Origin of the sequence: Streptomyces sp. NPDC059787 (assembly GCF_042732315.1) — a bacterium.
Taxonomy (GTDB): Bacteria; Actinomycetota; Actinomycetes; order Streptomycetales; family Streptomycetaceae; genus Streptomyces; species Streptomyces atrovirens.
On sequence record NZ_JBHWHX010000026.1, the window covers coordinates 63,122 to 79,208 of the forward strand.

A 16,087-nucleotide genomic window follows, 5' to 3' on the forward strand; every position below is an offset into this window, starting at 1 on the left:
CCATCTCCCCTTTAGGCACCCGAAGCGCGATCGCTTGCTTCGTGGCCGCTCCTCAGACGGCTCGGGGGCACGCTGATGCCCGCTCGTGAGATGCCCCTGATCGTCGATCCCGCGGGCCGTGACAATGATCTCCGTACGGCTCTGGACGACCTGCGGATGAACCGCTGGCTGTCCACACACGACCTGCTCTTCAAGACGGGCACCGATTGGGCGCTGCGTACGTCCCGCAGCCAGGTCCTGGCCGTCGGGGCCGGCGACGGCGGCGCGATCGCGGCCTGGCTGAAGGAGGAGCCGGGCAACCCGGACGCGCTGATGATGTGGACGCGGGTGCTCACCCGGCAGGCCACGCGCGCCATGCACCGGGGCGTCGATGGCGAAGTGTTGCGCCGGGCCGCCGGCATTGCCCGTGACGCCTGCTGGAAGGCGCTGCGCAGATGCCCGGACGACCCGGTGCTGTGGATATGCCTTCTGTGTCTGGCCGGCCTCCCTCTCGACGCCAGATACCTCGACCCGTTCTACCGGCACCGGCCGCACCACTGGGGACGACCGTCGGATCCGACGCTTCCGCCAGGGCCGTGGCCCCTGCTGGATGAGGTGGAGCGGCGTGATCCGGGCAACCGCGAGGCCTACCACCGGATGCGGGAGTACTTCCACGCGCGCGTCTCGCTGAGCCACGCGGTGGACTTCTCACGGTGGGTCGCGATGAGTGGCCGGGCCGGCTCTCCGCTGCTGATGCTGCCCTTGTATGCGTTCGTCACGGAGTACCAGTGCTGGCACGGTGACGGGCGGGGCGCGGCGATCAGGTACTGGAGTACCGACCGGGTCGTGCACCACACCCGGCGTGCCCGCGATGACTGGTTTTACCGAGTTTCCGGCACCATGCGTGCGCAGATGTCCCTCCTGGACCTCAACCACCTGGCGCACGCGCTGACGGCCTGCGGGGAGCCCGGCGCGGAGCAGGTGTTCGAGGCTATCGGCCCGTACGCCACCAGTGCCCCGTGGGCGCAGGTCAGCAGCAGCCTCGGCCGGGACTGGCAGGTCGAGTTCTGCCGCCTGCGCGACGCCGCCCACCGGAAGGCGGCGCGCTACCGATGAACACCCGATCACCTCCTTGCCGGTAAAGCCCCGTGCGCTGTCTGCTTCAGCCCTTTATCGCCCTTCATCCCAGAGGAATCCTGGTGTCCCGGAGAAGAACAGACCGGTCGCTCGCCGCAGACGACGACGTCCTGGCCCAGCTCGGCATTACGCCCGAACTCGCCCGCAAAATGGGCGTCTTCGGTAACTTCGCGATCAGCTTTTCCGTCATCTGCATCCTGGCCGGAGGCATGAGCCTGTTCGGCTTCGGCCTGGATCACGGAGGCCCGGCAGTCATGCTGGGCAGCTGGGTCGTCATCGGCTTCATGACGCTGCTGGTGGGCCTGTCCCTGGCCGACGTCGTCTCCGCCTACCCCACTTCCGGCGGACCGTACTTCATGGCCGACAAGCTCGGCGGGCCACGCTGGGGCTGGTTCACCGGCTGGCTCAACCTGTTAGGCCTGCTCGGCGCCATCGCCGGCATCGACTACGGCGCCGCCGCGTTCATCGGCGCCTTCGCCCAGATGCAGTGGGGCATAGACCCGACCGACACCACGACGATGGCCATCTTCGGCTGCATCCTGCTGCTGCACGGCCTGGTGAACACCTGCGGCGTGCGCGTGGTCACCGTCCTGAACACAGTCTCGGTGTGGTGGCAGCTGATCGGCGTGGGGGTCATCGTCGGCGCGCTTGCCTTCGCCCCGGCCGAGCACCAGTCGCCCGAGTTCGTCTTCACACACTTCAACAACGACACCGGCATCAGCAACATCTTCTACGTCTGCCTCATCGGGGCCCTGCTCGCCGGCTACACCTTCTGCGGATACGACGCCAGCTCCCATGTCGCCGAGGAGACCACCCGGGCACAGACCTCGGCGCCCAAGGGCATCGTGCGTGCCATCGCGGTCTCGTGGATCGCCGGCTTCGTCCTGCTGGCCGGAATGCTGTCCGCCATCCAGGACTACAAGGCCACCCAGAACACCGCGACCGGCGTGCCACCCGCGCAGATTTTCCTCGACGTCCTCGGCGCTGGCGGAGCCAAGGCCCTGCTGCTGATCGTCATCGTCGCCATGCTGTTCTGCGGCAACGCCGAGGTAGCCGCCGCGAGCCGGATGATCTACGCCTTCTCCCGCAGCAGAGCCCTGCCCCGCTGGCAGACCTGGCGACGCGTCAGCAGCCGTACGAAGACTCCTGTCGCCGCCGTGTGGCTCGCGGCCGGAGTGCCGTTCGTGCTCGCGCTGCCCGCTCTGTGGTCACCCGCAGCCTATGGCGCCATCACCGCGATCAACGCGGTCGGCATGATCCCCGCCTACGGCATCCCCGTCTACCTCGCCCTGCGCCAGGGCGAGGGCTACCGGCCCGGCCCGTGGAGCCTGGGCCGCTGGCGGCGACCAATCGGCATCATTGCCGTCGTCTACGTGGTGATCATTACGGTGGTCTTCTGCCTGCCCCAGTCCGCCCCCCTCACCGTCGAGTCCTTCAACTACGCCGGCGTGACCCTGACCGTCGCACTTCTGCTGGCCTGGCTGACGTGGATGACCCGAGGCCGCCGCGACTACCGGCTCACCACCCCCGCCAGCAGTTCCCAGCAGGCCGACCTGGCCAGCGAGGTCATCTGATGAACCAGCATGCGCAGAACACCGAGAACGGCCCCTGGCCCACCGGGACGGTTTCCCTCGACGAGTTGAAGGGAGCCGTGGCACGAGGAGAGATCACCACCGTACGGCTCGCCGTACCGGACATGCAGGGCCGGCTGAAGGGCAAGATCCTCAACGCCTCCGTGTTCCTGGACCGGATGCTCTCCAAAGCGGAGATGTGCGCCTACGTACTGGCCACAGACATCGACATGACCCCCCTCGGCGGCTTCGACCTCACGGGCTGGGAACAGGGCTACGGCGACATGGGCATCACCGCGGACCAGAACAGCATTCGCCTGCTGCCTCACCAGCCCGGCACAGCACTGGTCCTCGCCGACGCCTTCCACCACGACGGCAAGCCCGTCGAAGTCGCTCCGCGCCGCATCCTGCGCACTCAGCTCGCCCGCCTGGCGGAACTCGGCTTCGAGGTACGTGTGGGCCTGGAGAGCGAATTCCTCCTCTGCAAGGGCCTTCAGCCCGTGGTGCCGCACAATCTCGACTACGCCCTCACCCATCCGCCGCTGCTGACCGAATTCTTCCGCCAGGTGGAAGACGCTCTGCGCGGTGCCGGCACCCCGGTTGAGTCGATCAAGACAGAAGGCGCTCCTGGGCAGGTCGAGATCACCTTCCCCTACGGTCCGGCCCTGGAGGCCTGCGACGCCTACACGGTCTACAAGCACACCGTCCGGTACCTGGCGCAGCGCCAGGTACTGACAGCGTCCTTCATGGCCGCTCCATTCACCGGTGTGGGCAGCGGTATGCACCTGCACGTGTCCCTCTGGCAGAACGGCACGTCGGCCTTCGCCACCAGCTCCGGCACGCGGCTGCCGGAGGTGATGCGGTACGGCATCGCCGGACTGCTCTCCGGAATGCCACACCTTGCTCCGCTGTACGCCCCTTTCCCCAACTCCTACAAGCGCCACGCCACCCCCCACTCCTTCGCCCCCCAGCACATGAACTGGGGGTACGACAACCGCGGGTGCGCAGTCCGCGTCACCGGCCACGGCGACAGCACGCATCTCGAAGTCCGCCTGCCGGGCGCCGATGCCAATCCCTACCTGGCGCTCGCAGCTTCGCTCGCAGCCATCACACACGGCGTCACCGAGAAGCTCACTCCGCCAGACCCCTGCCTGGGCGACGCCTACGAAGACCGGCAGGCACCCCCCGTGCGGCGTGACCTCGCTGAAGCCTTGGCGTACTTCGACGGCAGCACGCTCGCGCAGAGCCTGCTCGGGGACGAGGTGGTGCGGCACTACGCCCGCGCTGCCCAGGCCGAGATCACCGAACACAGCAGGCAGGTCACCGATGTCGAGCGGGAGCGGGAGTTCGACCGTGCCTGACGCCTCAGTCACGGCGACTCGCACAAGGGAACACGACGGGAGCAGCGTGATGAGTAGAGGCCTGGTTCGTCAGTTCTACTGGAATGGCCTCCGCGTCCCGTTCATCGCCTCCTGGTCGAGCGAGAAGGTGCCGAACCACCGGATCGTGCTGCGGCGCGGGAAGGGCGGCGAAGGCATCGGCTACGCGGACGAGGACGGATGCCTCGACCGCAGGAACGATGTGCTGTGGACGCGCATGCCCGCCACGCGAGGGCTCGGGCACCCGAAGCTGGCTCTGGTACATCCGCTGCGTCAACGGCAGGCGATGACACGACTGTTGTGCCAGGTCTGCGGTCTGACCACCTTCGGTCGCAGCGACGAACGGCACCTGTTCCTGGTCCGGGGCGACGAAGGACAGCCCATTCGCGAGGGCGAGAAGACCAGTTCGCCCCCGGTCCACGAGGCATGCGCGTACGAAGCCGCGCGGACCTGCCCACACCTGCTCAAGGGGTGGACGGCCGCGCTGGTGAAGTACACCCCGGCCTGGGGCGTCGCCGGCATCGTCCACGACCCCAGAACCCTGGAGCCGATACCCGGACCGATGGGCCCGGACGGCAACCCGCAGCTGGAGTACGTCGCGTACGACGACCTGAGGATCCGCTGGACGTGCGCCGTCCGTGAAGTGGTGCAGCTGCTCGGCTGTGAGGTGGTGGACCTCAACGACCTCGCACCCCCGACGGCGAAGCAGACGTCCACGAGCGTCTGAGCCTGTTTCCCCACCCGGCGTCGACGCAGTGCGTGTCGGCCTGGGACCAGCGATCAACCGAGGAGAACACTTTGCACATCCCCCTTCGTCGACCGGACGAGTTCACCGACCCGGTCGCAGTGATTACCGGCGGCTGGTCACAAGAACGTGATCGTTCGCTCCTGTCCGGCCGGACCGTCGACGATGCCCTGACCGGTATGGGCATCAAAACCCACGTCCTCGACCTCAGCGTTCCATCCGGGGAACTGCTGGCACGGTTGGCCGACATGGACCTCGCGGTCCTCGCCATCGCCGGGAGGGGCGCAGAGGACGGACGCCTCCAGGGCCTGCTGGAAACGCTGGGCATCCCCTACACCGGCTCCGGGGTGCTCGCATCCGCCACCGGTATGCACAAGCTGTACGCGAAGACGCTCGTCTCGGCCGCCGGCGTCCGAGTTCCTCGAGCGGTCGGCATCAACTCCGCGGCCGACACGGACGAAGAGGCCGCGCGCATCATGGAACGTCTCGGCCTCCCGGTCATCGTGAAGCCGGTCAGCGAAGGTGGCTCCATCGGGCTGCACGTCGTCACGGCCGACGACTTCACCCTCTCCGCGGCGATATCGCACGCTGAGGAAGGGGAGTGGATGGCCGAGGCATTCCACTCGGGGCGCTCCGTAAGCGTCGGCGTCCTTGAGGACCGGCACGGTGGCGTGCATGTCCTGCCGGCGCTGGAGGCCCGCACGCCGAATGGCGTCTACTCGTACGCGGCCAAGCGGGGCTCCGCCGAGTGCGACTACTACTGCCCGGCCCGGATCAGCGAAGAGACGCTGGACGAGCTGCGGCGTCAGGCCGTGGCTGCACACCGAGCCCTCCACTGCTACTCGTACTCGCGGCACGACTTCGTCGTCGAAGACGACGGGAAGGCCGTCTGGCTGGAGGTCAACACACTTCCCGGCCTCTCCAGGGGCGGGAACCTGGCCCAGATGGCGCTCGCCGACGGCCTCTCCTACGAACAGTTGCTCCTCCACATCCTTCGCGGCGCGCACGTCGACCGCCGCGCCCGCCCATGAGACAGGGGACACCGAGCGTGCGCATGCCGATGGAGTCCGTCGAGGTGCTGTACGCGGCCGACAGGCTGCGACGCGTGGCTGTTCGAACGCCTCTGCTCACCTCCACCGTGATCGATGACCTGGCAGGTCGCAGGGTCATGGTGAAAGCCGAGAACCTGCAGTGCACCGGATCCTTCAAGTTCCGTGGCGCCTACAACGCGCTGGCTTCCATGGACCAGGCCGACCGCGATGCGGGGGTGATCGGCGCTTCCTCCGGCAACCACGCCCAGGCCCTGGCTCTGGCCGCGCGCCTGCACGGGACACAAGCCACCGTGGTCATCCCCGACGACGCGCCGGCCGTGAAACGGCAGGCTGTCGAAGCACTGGGAGCGCGGATCATCACCTACGACCGGCGACAGGTCCGCCGCGACGCACTGGTACGCGAGACGGCCCATCGAGAGCAGTTGACCATCGTGTCCTCGTCGGACCACAGGGACATCATTGCCGGGGCGGGGACTGCCGCCTGGGAGATGCTCGAAGAGGTGCGGGACCTGGCCGCGATCCTCATACCCGTTGGCGGTGGCGGGCTGGCCGCCGGCACGGCGCTGGCCGCGCGTCACCTGAATCCGAGGATCCAGGTGATCGGCGTCGAACCCGCCACCGCCAACGACACCCACCGCTCGCTGGTCGCCGGGCGCCGCCTGCCGATCTCGCCGCCGGACACAATCGCTGACGGCCTGGCCCACACCGTGCCGGCCGCCCTCCCGTTCGAGATCATGCAAAAGCTGCTCTCTGACGTCGTCACCGTCCCTGAGAGGGCCATAGCCGACGCCATGGCCCGGCTGTGGAGGCACTACCGCACCACGGCCGAGCCGTCAGGAGCGGTCGCGCTCGCCGGGCTGCTACGGATCAAGCACCGTCTGCCGAACGGCCCCGTCGGCGTGATCCTCTCGGGCGGCAACGTCGACTGGGGCCGATTTCGCGGACTCGTGGACCGTGCCATGAAAGGAAGGAACGCCAATGCCACTGTGCTGCACTGAAAACCCCGGCCCTGGGCCGCGCCCCGTTCACGATCCGGTTCCCGTCGTCACCCAGTACGCCACCGCGGACCTGATCAGCGACATCGCCTACGAGGGACACGACTCGCGCGACGACTCCGCATGGCGGACGACCGGCGCGCCGACCCAGGCCGCATACGGCCGCTGGTGCCGGCACATGTGCGGCGTCGCCTGCCTGCGGATGGTGCTGCTGCACCGTGACGGCAACGCTGCCACGCTCTTCGAGCTCCTGGCAGGAGTCCGCCGCTACGGGGCTTACGTGCGGCAGGACGACGGCTCGATCAAAGGGCTGATCTACACGCCGTTCGTGCGGTACGTGGAGACCTCGCACAATCTGCCGGCCGTGGTGCACCCGAACCTCGGCCTGAACGAACTGGCCACTCTGCTGGACGACGGCCTCATGGTGATGGCGTCCGTGTCCAAGGAGATCCGCCGACCCGAACGAGACCCCGAGCGGCGCGGTGGGCACCTCGTACTGGCGATCGGCCGCCTGCCCGACGGTCAGGTCGTCTTCCGCAACCCGAGCGGCCACACCACCGAGGCCCGTGCGGCGGTCATGCCCCTGGACCGCTTCGGCGCCTTCTTCGGAGGCCGTGGCATCAGCCTTGATCCGCGCTCCTCCGTACGACACGCGCCTGCACGAGCCAGGGCAATCCGCCCGGTAGCGTCGCGACCCACCACCTGAGCAGGGAGAACCACGTGGAACCCATGTCCTTGACCACGATCGCGCAGGTCATCGGAGGTCGCCTCGCCGACGTCGCCGACCCCGAGACCCTCGTCACCCAGCCCGCGGTGTTCGACTCCCGCGAAGCGACGAAGGGCACGCTGTTCCTCGCCCTGGTAGGCGATACGGCCGACGGCCACGACTACGCCACGGTGGCAGTCGAGAACGGAGCCGTCGCTGCCCTGACGACCCGACCTGTGGGGGTGCCCGCCATCGTCGTCGACGACGTCCTCGGCGCGGTCGGCCGCCTCGCGCAACACCTCGTCCAGACGACACTCCAGGAGACCGCCATCGTGGCGATCACCGGCTCCGCCGGGAAGACCTCCACCAAGGACCTCATCGCCCAAGTCCTGCCGGCCGCCGGCCCGACCATCGCCACCTTCCAGTCGTTCAACAACGAGATCGGCCTGCCGCTCACCGTGACCCGGGCCGACCTCACCACGCGCTACCTCGTGCTGGAGATGGGGGCCCGCAAGATCGGCCACATCCGGGACCTGACCGGCATCGCCCCGCCCCGCATCAGCGTCGTCACGAACGTCGGCACCGCCCACGTCGGAGAGTTCGGCGGGCAAGACAACATCGCCAAGGCCAAGGGCGAGATCGTCGAATCTCTCCCCGCCCACGGGCTCGCGGTCCTCAACGCCGATGACGCGCGCGTGCGTGCCATGGCCGAGCGAACCCATGCCCGCGTCGTCACCTACGGCCTGGCCGAAACCGCGGACATTCGCGCCACCGACGTCACCCTCGACGCCCAAGGACAGCCCGCCTACACTCTCCTCACTCCCGAAGGCTCCGCGACCGTACGGTTGCAGTTCGCCGGCCAGCCCCAGGTCCACAACAGTCTCGCCGCAGCCGCTGTCGCGCGTGAGGCCGGACTCGCCGTCGGCCGGATCGCCGAGCTGCTGTCCTCCGCCGCACCACAGTCGCGGTGGCGCATGGAGACGCATACCCGAGCCGATGGTGTCGTGGTCGTCAACGACGCGTACAACGCCAACCCCGACAGCATGCGTTCTTCCCTGGACGCGCTCGCGTCGATGGCCCGCGGGCGTGACCGGCGCGCCATCGCCGTCCTCGGCCGGATGAACGAGCTCGGTGACGACGCACGCGCTGCACACGAGGAAGTGGGACGGCACGCCGCCGGCCTGGAGCTCGATCAGCTCATTGTCGTCGGAGGGGAAGAAGCCGAGTGGATCCAGAAGGCCGCCGGCGAGGCGGGCGCCCGGGCCGTGCACCTGCCCGACCAGGACACCGCGCTGCGACTGCTCCATTCCACTCTCCGTCCCGGGGACGTCGTCCTGGTCAAGGCGAGCCGGGGGGTCCAGTTGCAGGCCCTTGCCGAAAGGCTGCTGCAACCGGACCCCGAGCCGGCCGGTGCTTAGGCCACGGCCAAGTGGGCGTCGTCGACCTCGTTGAGCAGGGTCTGCCCGTACTCGACGAGGTCGCCGGTGCCGATGAGCATCACCACGTCACCCGGCCGGGCCGCCGCAGCGGCGACCGTCACCGCGGCGGCCCGGTCCCGCTCCACCGGGGCGTCACCGCTGTCGACCGACGAGACCATGACGGACAGCTCCCGCAGAGACGCCTCCCGCACGCCGGAGGCGCTGTCCGTCAGCACCACCTCATCAGCACCCGCCAGGGCCAGGGCGAAGTCGGCCCCGAAGGCGTCCAGCCTCGCCTGTCCGGCGGGCTGGAACACGGCGAGCACCCGGCTCCGGCCGCCCGTCAACGCGTGCGCGGCGGCCAGGTCGGCGGTGATCTCCGTCGGGTGGTGGGCGTAGGAGTCGTACACGCGTACCCCAGCGGCCTCGCCACGCAGACTCATCCGGCGTGCCACCCCGCCGAAACCGGCGAGCTTCTTCACCAGGAGGTCGATGTCCTGGTTCAGGGCGTCCGAGGCCGCCACGACCGCGGCCGCGTTCATGAGCTGGTGTACGCCGGGGAGAGGCAGACGCAGGTCGAGCACCCGACCGCCCGGGCCGTGCAGGGTTGCCGTCCCACCGCCGCCCTCCCACTCGACGTCCGTCAGGCGCCAGGTGGCGTTGGGCGTCCGGCCGAAGGTCACCAGTCGCGGACCCGTGCCGGTCGTGTGCAGCCGGGCGGCGAGTTCCCGGCAGGCCGGCGAGTCGGCGTTCAGCACCAGAACGCCGTTGGAGCCCATGCCCCCGACGAACTCCGCGTAGGCGTCGACGTGGTCCTCCACACCGGCGTAGTTCTCCGGGTGGTCGTGGCCGATGTCGGTGATCACCGCGATGTCGACGCTCAGCCCCAGGTGCGTGCGGTCGGACTCGTCGACCTCCGCGACCAGGATGTCGCCGAGTCCTGCCCGGCCACCGCTGGCGGCCGAGCCGTGAAGGTCCCCGCCCACCACGTAGGTCGGGTCCTGCCCGATGCCGGTCAAGCCGACGGCGAGCATGCCGGCTGTGCTGGTCTTCCCGTGGGTGCCCAGCACGCCGACGGTGGTCTTGCCCTCCATCACCGCCTGCAGGGCCATCGAGCGGTGCACGACCGGGATGCCGCGCTCGACCGCCGCCTCGATCTCCGGGTTGTCCGCCGCGACGGCGTGCGTGAACACGACCGCCGTCGCGTCGGCGGGCAGCTGTGCTGCGGCGTGCCCGATGTGCACGGTGACGCCGCAGCAGGCAGCAAGCATCTCGGTTCCGGCCGAGGACCGGAGGTCGCTGCCGGTCACGGTGAACCCCCGCTCGGCGCACACACGCGCCAGCGGCAGCATCCCCATCCCGCCGATACCGACGAAGTGCACGCGGCTCAGGTCGACCTGTGCGCCGACCTCCAGGGACGGGACGATCCTCGGCACTGCGGTTTCTGCCATGGAACAGCCTCCTCGCGGGCGGCATCCGCCGCCTCAACCGGCAAGCGCAAAACCCGGGTTGGGCGCGCACCGCAACGGTCCCGTCTCACCCGGACCAGGGGCTATGACCTGCGGGTGTGCGAACCCGAGCGCACAGTCCCCACGTTCACCACTCCAGACATCACCACGCCCGGGGGTGCTCCGTGAGCACGCCGAACTACCGGCTCGCACTCGCCCTTGCCATGGTCGGCTGGACCAACAGCGAGACCGCCCGTCGCATCAACCACCGTGCACTGTGCGAAGGGCACAGCGGTATTGCCGTCGATCACTCCCGCGTCAGCCGGTGGATACGTCTCGGAGAAAGACCCCGCCGCCCCGTGCCAGAACTCTTGGCCGCGCTCGTTACCGATCACCTTGGCGAGCTTCACACCCCCCAATCACTCGGCATCGCTCCCGCTCGCAGCGTGCGCATCCCTTTGGAGGACGATGAGTTCCGGCACCTCGTGAGGCATGCCGGGGCTGCGAACATGCCCGTGGAGATCTACGCGCAGGCGCTGCTGCGTTCAGTGCTCTCTGGAAAGAAGAGGAGAGGGCCGCCCAATTTTCCACCGATCGGCCAATAGCTGCCTGCAGGCGTCTATCCGAGCGCCCTCAGTCAAGGTTCGATGCGACAGGGCAGCAATGACACAGCTCCGCCCGCCCATCGACGGGCCAAGCGAGCCGAAGGACGCATCAGACGGTCAGTAACCCAGCTGAAGGATGAGGTCAAGTCTCCAGGGAACTTTCGGGGCTGTCCTTCTGGAACGCCAGTCTTCCAGGAGATCAGCCGTCCACTGGCTGCCACTCCCCACAGTGCTCGCTATTGAAAGCGTAGTCGCTGCTGCTGATGGTTACTTGCACCCGCTTCGCGGCAGAGGTGAAGTTGTTGTCTACCACCTCACCGTTCGCGTCCTGACGCTCCCAGTAACAGCCCTCCACATCTGTCGTGTAGTAGGTGCCGGGTTTGATCTCCAAACCCACGCGATAGACACCAGATCCGAAGACCCGCCCATCCGCCTCCAAGTCGTTGCGCTTGTCTGCACCGCCGATCAGCTTGTTGATGGTGCCTTGTTGGGGGTGGTCTGGACACAGCTGCAGGGCGCCACGAACTTCGCTCAGCTGCTCCTCCGATCCGGCCGTTTTGAGGTAGTCCCAGGATTCCGCGCCGTTCTCAGCGCAGATCCCGTAGAGGACGGCGAGTTGGTCCAGGCCGGCACCTTCGCCGTAGGCAGTCGTCACCGCCTTGCTCTCGACATCGCTCAACTCGACACCGCCAAGCGTGGCATCACAAAGGCCGTGCTTACCTGCCCACGCCGCTTCGACGGTGCTGTAGTACTCGCTTGGTCCATCGCCGCCATAGCAGTAGAGCTCAATGACGGTCACGGGCGCCGGTGCTTCGTCGACCGTCGCTGGCGGTGGCGCTTCATCAGCCGGCTCCTCGGTCAGCCCGCTGGCCGTGGCTACGGATGTCTGCTGCGGCTTTTCATCTGGCTCGTCCTCCGACGGGCTGGAACACCCGACGAGCAGCAGGCCAACCGCTGCCGCGACCACGGTTCTCTTCATATTTCCCCCACATGTGCCACAAGGGCTACACGACTGCCCTGTGTGCCGCACAATAGACGACACCTCAGACTTGGGCAGGTCGCTGGGTGCTGGGTTGAACCACCCCGAATCCAGCGGATGACCGGAGAGGGTGGCTGTACCGTCGGCAATGCCCTGGACCCAGCACCGTCACCGCACTGAACGGGATGCCTGGCTCCCTCGGGCCACAGGTCCGCGTGCCCCATCAGGATCGGCCGCTGGGATGATGCAGCGCGACCGCCGCGAAGCGCGCCGGGGTCGGATCAGGGCGATCCGTACTGGCTGTGGGACAGCACCACTGTGCGATGCTCGGCGGTGCTCTCGAAGGCCGGAGCGTACGCGGGCGAGTCCCAACTCGACCTCGTCGGGATGAAGCTTCATACCGATCATCCCGTGCGCCTCCAGCAGACCCCGCAGCCGTTCTCCCGCCTGCCGATCGTACGGCTGATCACGGCGTAGCCCAGCGACCGTCCCGGATGCCGCGCGAGCGCCTCCACGAGTAGCGCGTGCCCGCATGACGGTGGCGTCCGACGAGTACCACAAGTCCTTGTTGAGCAGGGCGGATGGAGCCGTTTAAAGCTGCACGACGACCTTCAGAGGACACACCAGCCAAACCTTGGGCCAGTACACCCCAAGAAATCCCGGGTCGGCCTGTAATGGCCCAATGAGGAAACGGCTCGGGGCGCGCGATGATGGTCTTCCTCCTCTCGGCCCCGTATGGGAGGGGGATCCCTCTGTCTGCAAGGAGGTGTCCGCGCGGGCACCTACGCTCGAATGTATGAGCAGTCCCATCTCGCTAGCCGCCCTCGAGCCGGTTCTGAAGCGGATCATGGTGGATACGGTGCGGATCTTCCGGCCCGGTCCGCAGGTCCTGAACGAGGACACGGGCGTGTATGAGCCTGGCCCGGACGTCGTCGTGTGGGAGGGCTTGGGCGCGGTGTTCGCTGCTGGTGGGCCCGGCATGGTGATGTCGCTGGCCGGCCAGGTGTACCAGGACGACACCCGTAACCGGTACCAGCTGCTGACGGACCTGGACGCGCCGGTGGCGTCCCGTGACGACCTGGTGCGGGTAACGGCGGTCACCCAGGACCAGGGGCTGCTGGGGCGGGTGTGGCGGGTGCTGGACCTGTCGCAGGCGAGCACTCTGGCGGTGGCGCGGGTGACGTGGATGAGTGAGGTCACGCAGTCCGCGCCGGACCCGCTGACCCCGCCGTTCTAGCCGTTCTGCTGGTCTGACCTGGCTGTCCGTGGCGGTCCGTACGCTGACTCGCATGGACGACGAGCTGCGTCAGGTGAGGATCAGCGCCAACCACGCCACGGGCACGGTGGTGATGGACGGGCGGGACATTTCCAAGTCGGTGGCCGGGTACGAGCTGCGGCAGGTGGCCGGTCAGCCGGCGCAGCTGGTGCTGTTCCTGTCCCGGCTGGTGAAGGACGACTTCGAGGGCCTGGCCCACGTGGTGGTCGGGGATCCGCCCGACCCGGGGCCTTCGGCGGCGGCGTTCCTCGGCGCGCTCGACGCGGGCGAGCTGGAGCGGCAGGTGCTGTCCCGGCACGATCTGATGGACGGCGGCCCCAACGAGCTGACGAGAGCGATGCTGCGGCTGCTGCAGGAGTGGGCGCTGGGCCAGTGGAGTCAGGAGGCGGCCGGTGGCGTCCCCCAGTAACCCGCACCCCAACGCTCATGGGAGGGCGGGGGCTTACTCGAACGCCGCGCAGGTGGCGGCGGCGCTGGACGCGCGTGCCGCGCGGGTGCTGCCGCAGGCGCTGGCGTTGGTGCGGCACTACACGATGCTGCTGGAGACGCAGGTCAAGGCGAACGCGAGCGGCCGGCCCGGCCCGAACGTGATCACGGGTGACTACCGGCGTTCGTGGACGCACGAGGTGCATGTGGCTGCCGGCGTGGTGTCGGGGACGGTCGGCACGAACAAGCCGCAGGGCAGACGCCTGGAGTACGGCTACGTCGGGCCGGATGTGCTCGGCCGGATCTTCGACCAGCCGCCCTACCCGCACCTGGGACCCGCGGTGAACACGATCGAGCCGCTGTTCGTTCAGGCCCTGGGCAACATCGCCGACGGCGGCTTCGCGTGAGCGGCCTGGCGGAGGACCTGCACCATGCCGTCGCCACCGTGCTGAGCGCGCACGGCTTCGGCCTGGTGTCGCGGATGGTGTTCGTGGTGGAGCTTGTGGAGGAGGGCACCGGCGAGCTGGGCGTGCTGCGCGGCTCCATCCCCGCCAGCCTGCCGGTGTGGGACGAGCTTGGCCTGCACCGGTATGCGGTCGCGGACATCGAGGCGGTCATTACCGCGGCGAGGACGGCCGGCGAGGAGGGCGAGTAGATGAGCGTGTCGGGCCGCAGGGTGGCGCTGGGGGTGCAGGCGATGCTGGTGTCGGTGACGGGCCGCTCCTGTGGGTACGGGACGGCGCCCGCCTCGGATGCGAAGCCCACGGGCAACACCATCCCGTACAGCGTGCTGTACGAGCTGGGCCAGGTGGCCGGGTTCGGGCCGCCGTTCGGTGACGTGGACGCGGATGCGCGCGTGTACGTGCAGGTGTCGTCGGTGGGGACGACGGCGGAGCAGGTGTCGCTGCACGCCGACAGGGTGCGGGCGGCGTTTCTGGACCGCGTGCCGGGGAGTGGGCAGTTCGCCCACCCGATTACCGTGGCTGGTGCGAGGGTCATCGGCCGGGCCCTGGATCAGGAGGACGGTACAACTGTCGTGTCCGGGACCTACACTTACGTGCAGCGTTTCGCCCTGACGGTCTCCTCGCCGGCTGGGTGACCGCTCCTCACCGCGGAGGCCTATCGCGCGGACGTCCGGCCACATCGGTACGGGCTGACCCCCTGGCTCGCATATGCGACCTGTTGGGGACGGGCCTCCGCCGTGTCGCCGGGGGTCGGGGTCCCCGGAGAGCGAGATCCCTTTGAGTACGCAGCAGCGGTTCATGCGCCGCGGCATCACGAAGTTCTACTTCCTGAAGGCGATCGCGGCCACAGACAACGTGCCGACGCGCACGGAGCTGGCGGTCGCGAACGCCACCGACCTGTCGCCTGCGATCTCCGATGTCGCGGGTTGGTCGCTGGCCAACTCGCCGATCGACACCCCCGACATGGGGTCGACGCTGACGACGAGCATCCCCGGCGAGGACAAGGCCGACTCGTCCACCCTCACCTTCTACGAGGACCAAGTCGTCGAGACCATCGAGACGCTGCTGTCGAAGGGCGTTGTGGGGTTCATCGTCATCATGCGTAAGGGCGACGTCCCGAAGTCGAAGTCGATGGACATCTTCCCGGTGCGGGTCGCGGGCCGCGCCCCCGCCTACTCGGCCGGTAACGACCCGGCGAAGTTCACCGTCACGTTCGCCATCTCGGGCCAGCCGGAGCTGGACGCCGCTATCCCTGCTGCGGCCGGATCTGAGGGGGATGTCGCATGACTACGAGGAAGACTGTGGAGCCGCCGGCGGCGGAGGTCGCCAAGGACGCGCACTGGGCCGCGAAGATGGAGCGCCTGCGGAACCGGAAGCTGCCCGAGCGTCCTATGAAGGTCTGTGACGACGAGGGCCTGAAGGCTGCGGTGACGGACGCGGCGATGGAGCTGGCCAGGGCCCGCGCCGAAGCCATCGAGGAGTGCGCCAAGCAGGGCGTCGGTGAGCAACAGCGGGACGCCTTCGTGGCGGCCAACCCGCGGGTGTTGGCCGCTGACGAGGCCCTGACCCGCGCGCAGGAGGCGTTGGCGGAGGCCACCGAGACGCTCACCTTCCGGGCGCTGCCGCGTCCGGTGTGGGAGCAGCTGCTGCGCGACCACCCGCCGACGGAAGTCCAGGCCGACAAGGGCATGGAGTACAACGTCGACACGTTCCCGGCCGCGCTGATTGCCGCCTGCCACGTCGAGCGGGAGGAGGACGGCGTCGAGGTGGAGGGCATGAGCACCGAGGACGCGCAGGAGCTGCTGGACACCTGGGCCGACCCGGACGCCAAAGCCCTGTTCACCACGGCGCTGCTGGTGAACCAGACGCTGCGCGCGGACCTGGGAAAAGGCTGATCTCGGACCCGG

The 16,087-nt window shown here is 68.5% G+C and carries 19 protein-coding genes; 17 read left to right on the forward strand and 2 right to left on the reverse strand.

What is annotated here, in order from left to right; genetic code table 11:
• Positions 1 to 75 precede the first annotated feature (75 nt).
• The 8 genes from ACFV5H_RS23810 to murF all read left to right on the forward strand — a co-directional run bounded on the left by ACFV5H_RS23810 (position 76) and on the right by murF (position 8,982).
• The gene (locus ACFV5H_RS23810) at positions 76 to 1,095 is read left to right on the forward strand and encodes a hypothetical protein (RefSeq protein ID WP_385197171.1); all 1,020 of its coding nucleotides are present in this window, start codon (positions 76 to 78) and stop codon (positions 1,093 to 1,095) included.
• A gap of 83 nt (positions 1,096 to 1,178) precedes the next feature.
• The gene (locus tag ACFV5H_RS23815; protein ID WP_385197173.1) at positions 1,179 to 2,690 is read left to right on the forward strand and encodes an amino acid permease; all 1,512 of its coding nucleotides are present in this window, start codon (positions 1,179 to 1,181) and stop codon (positions 2,688 to 2,690) included.
• Positions 2,690 to 4,048 carry a glutamine synthetase family protein gene (locus ACFV5H_RS23820; RefSeq protein WP_385197174.1) on the forward strand — a complete coding sequence of 453 codons (1,359 nt, stop codon included), beginning with the start codon at positions 2,690 to 2,692 and terminating at the stop codon, positions 4,046 to 4,048. Before ACFV5H_RS23815 ends, ACFV5H_RS23820 begins: the two co-directional genes overlap by 1 nt.
• A gap of 49 nt (positions 4,049 to 4,097) precedes the next feature.
• Entirely contained in the window at positions 4,098 to 4,793 is a 696-nt protein-coding gene (locus tag ACFV5H_RS23825) for a hypothetical protein (protein WP_385197176.1), read from the forward strand.
• A gap of 32 nt (positions 4,794 to 4,825) precedes the next feature.
• A complete protein-coding gene (locus tag ACFV5H_RS23830) occupies positions 4,826 to 5,842 on the forward strand; it encodes a D-alanine--D-alanine ligase (RefSeq protein WP_385197177.1) in 1,017 nt (338 codons plus the stop codon).
• Between the two features lie 23 nt (positions 5,843 to 5,865).
• Positions 5,866 to 6,861: a threonine/serine dehydratase gene (locus ACFV5H_RS23835; protein ID WP_385197251.1), complete on the forward strand. Its 996-nt coding sequence runs from the start codon at positions 5,866 to 5,868 to the stop codon at positions 6,859 to 6,861.
• The gene (locus tag ACFV5H_RS23840; protein ID WP_385197178.1) at positions 6,842 to 7,564 is read left to right on the forward strand and encodes a peptidase; all 723 of its coding nucleotides are present in this window, start codon (positions 6,842 to 6,844) and stop codon (positions 7,562 to 7,564) included. Before ACFV5H_RS23835 ends, ACFV5H_RS23840 begins: the two co-directional genes overlap by 20 nt.
• A gap of 23 nt (positions 7,565 to 7,587) precedes the next feature.
• Positions 7,588 to 8,982, forward strand: coding sequence for a UDP-N-acetylmuramoyl-tripeptide--D-alanyl-D-alanine ligase (murF, locus tag ACFV5H_RS23845; RefSeq protein ID WP_385197253.1), 1,395 nt, complete (start codon positions 7,588 to 7,590; stop codon positions 8,980 to 8,982).
• Here murF and murC read toward each other — a convergent pair.
• The gene (murC, locus tag ACFV5H_RS23850; RefSeq protein ID WP_385197179.1) at positions 8,979 to 10,433 is read right to left on the reverse strand and encodes a UDP-N-acetylmuramate--L-alanine ligase; all 1,455 of its coding nucleotides are present in this window, start codon (positions 10,431 to 10,433) and stop codon (positions 8,979 to 8,981) included. The genes murF and murC overlap by 4 nt on opposite strands.
• A gap of 182 nt (positions 10,434 to 10,615) precedes the next feature.
• Between murC and ACFV5H_RS23855 the strand changes: the two genes are divergently transcribed.
• Positions 10,616 to 11,035, forward strand: a complete 420-nt coding sequence (locus ACFV5H_RS23855; RefSeq protein ID WP_385197181.1) for a hypothetical protein — start codon at positions 10,616 to 10,618, stop codon at positions 11,033 to 11,035.
• A 199-nt stretch (positions 11,036 to 11,234) separates the two neighbouring features.
• Here the strand turns inward: ACFV5H_RS23855 and ACFV5H_RS23860 are convergent, their stop codons facing one another.
• A complete protein-coding gene (locus ACFV5H_RS23860) occupies positions 11,235 to 12,014 on the reverse strand; it encodes a hypothetical protein (protein WP_385197182.1) in 780 nt (259 codons plus the stop codon).
• A gap of 333 nt (positions 12,015 to 12,347) precedes the next feature.
• On the opposite strand from ACFV5H_RS23860, the gene ACFV5H_RS23865 reads away from it, so the two are divergent.
• From ACFV5H_RS23865 to ACFV5H_RS23900, 8 genes are all read left to right on the forward strand, one after another.
• On the forward strand, positions 12,348 to 12,491 hold the full coding sequence (locus tag ACFV5H_RS23865) for a hypothetical protein (RefSeq protein WP_385197184.1): 144 nt from the start codon (positions 12,348 to 12,350) through the stop codon (positions 12,489 to 12,491).
• A 319-nt stretch (positions 12,492 to 12,810) separates the two neighbouring features.
• The gene (locus ACFV5H_RS23870; RefSeq protein WP_385197185.1) at positions 12,811 to 13,251 is read left to right on the forward strand and encodes a DUF6093 family protein; all 441 of its coding nucleotides are present in this window, start codon (positions 12,811 to 12,813) and stop codon (positions 13,249 to 13,251) included.
• 52 nt (positions 13,252 to 13,303) lie between these two features.
• Positions 13,304 to 13,699, forward strand: a complete 396-nt coding sequence (locus ACFV5H_RS23875) for a hypothetical protein (protein WP_385197187.1) — start codon at positions 13,304 to 13,306, stop codon at positions 13,697 to 13,699.
• Positions 13,683 to 14,123 (forward strand): hypothetical protein, encoded by a 441-nt coding sequence (locus ACFV5H_RS23880; protein ID WP_385197188.1) that lies wholly within the window; start codon positions 13,683 to 13,685, stop codon positions 14,121 to 14,123. The genes ACFV5H_RS23875 and ACFV5H_RS23880 overlap by 17 nt, the downstream gene beginning before the upstream one ends.
• Positions 14,120 to 14,371 carry a hypothetical protein gene (locus ACFV5H_RS23885; protein ID WP_385197189.1) on the forward strand — a complete coding sequence of 84 codons (252 nt, stop codon included), beginning with the start codon at positions 14,120 to 14,122 and terminating at the stop codon, positions 14,369 to 14,371. The genes ACFV5H_RS23880 and ACFV5H_RS23885 overlap by 4 nt, the downstream gene beginning before the upstream one ends.
• Positions 14,372 to 14,815 (forward strand): hypothetical protein, encoded by a 444-nt coding sequence (locus tag ACFV5H_RS23890; protein ID WP_385197191.1) that lies wholly within the window; start codon positions 14,372 to 14,374, stop codon positions 14,813 to 14,815.
• A gap of 142 nt (positions 14,816 to 14,957) precedes the next feature.
• The gene (locus tag ACFV5H_RS23895) at positions 14,958 to 15,467 is read left to right on the forward strand and encodes a hypothetical protein (RefSeq protein ID WP_385197192.1); all 510 of its coding nucleotides are present in this window, start codon (positions 14,958 to 14,960) and stop codon (positions 15,465 to 15,467) included.
• Positions 15,464 to 16,075: a hypothetical protein gene (locus tag ACFV5H_RS23900; RefSeq protein WP_385197194.1), complete on the forward strand. Its 612-nt coding sequence runs from the start codon at positions 15,464 to 15,466 to the stop codon at positions 16,073 to 16,075. Before ACFV5H_RS23895 ends, ACFV5H_RS23900 begins: the two co-directional genes overlap by 4 nt.
• The last annotated feature ends 12 nt before the right edge of the window (positions 16,076 to 16,087 follow it).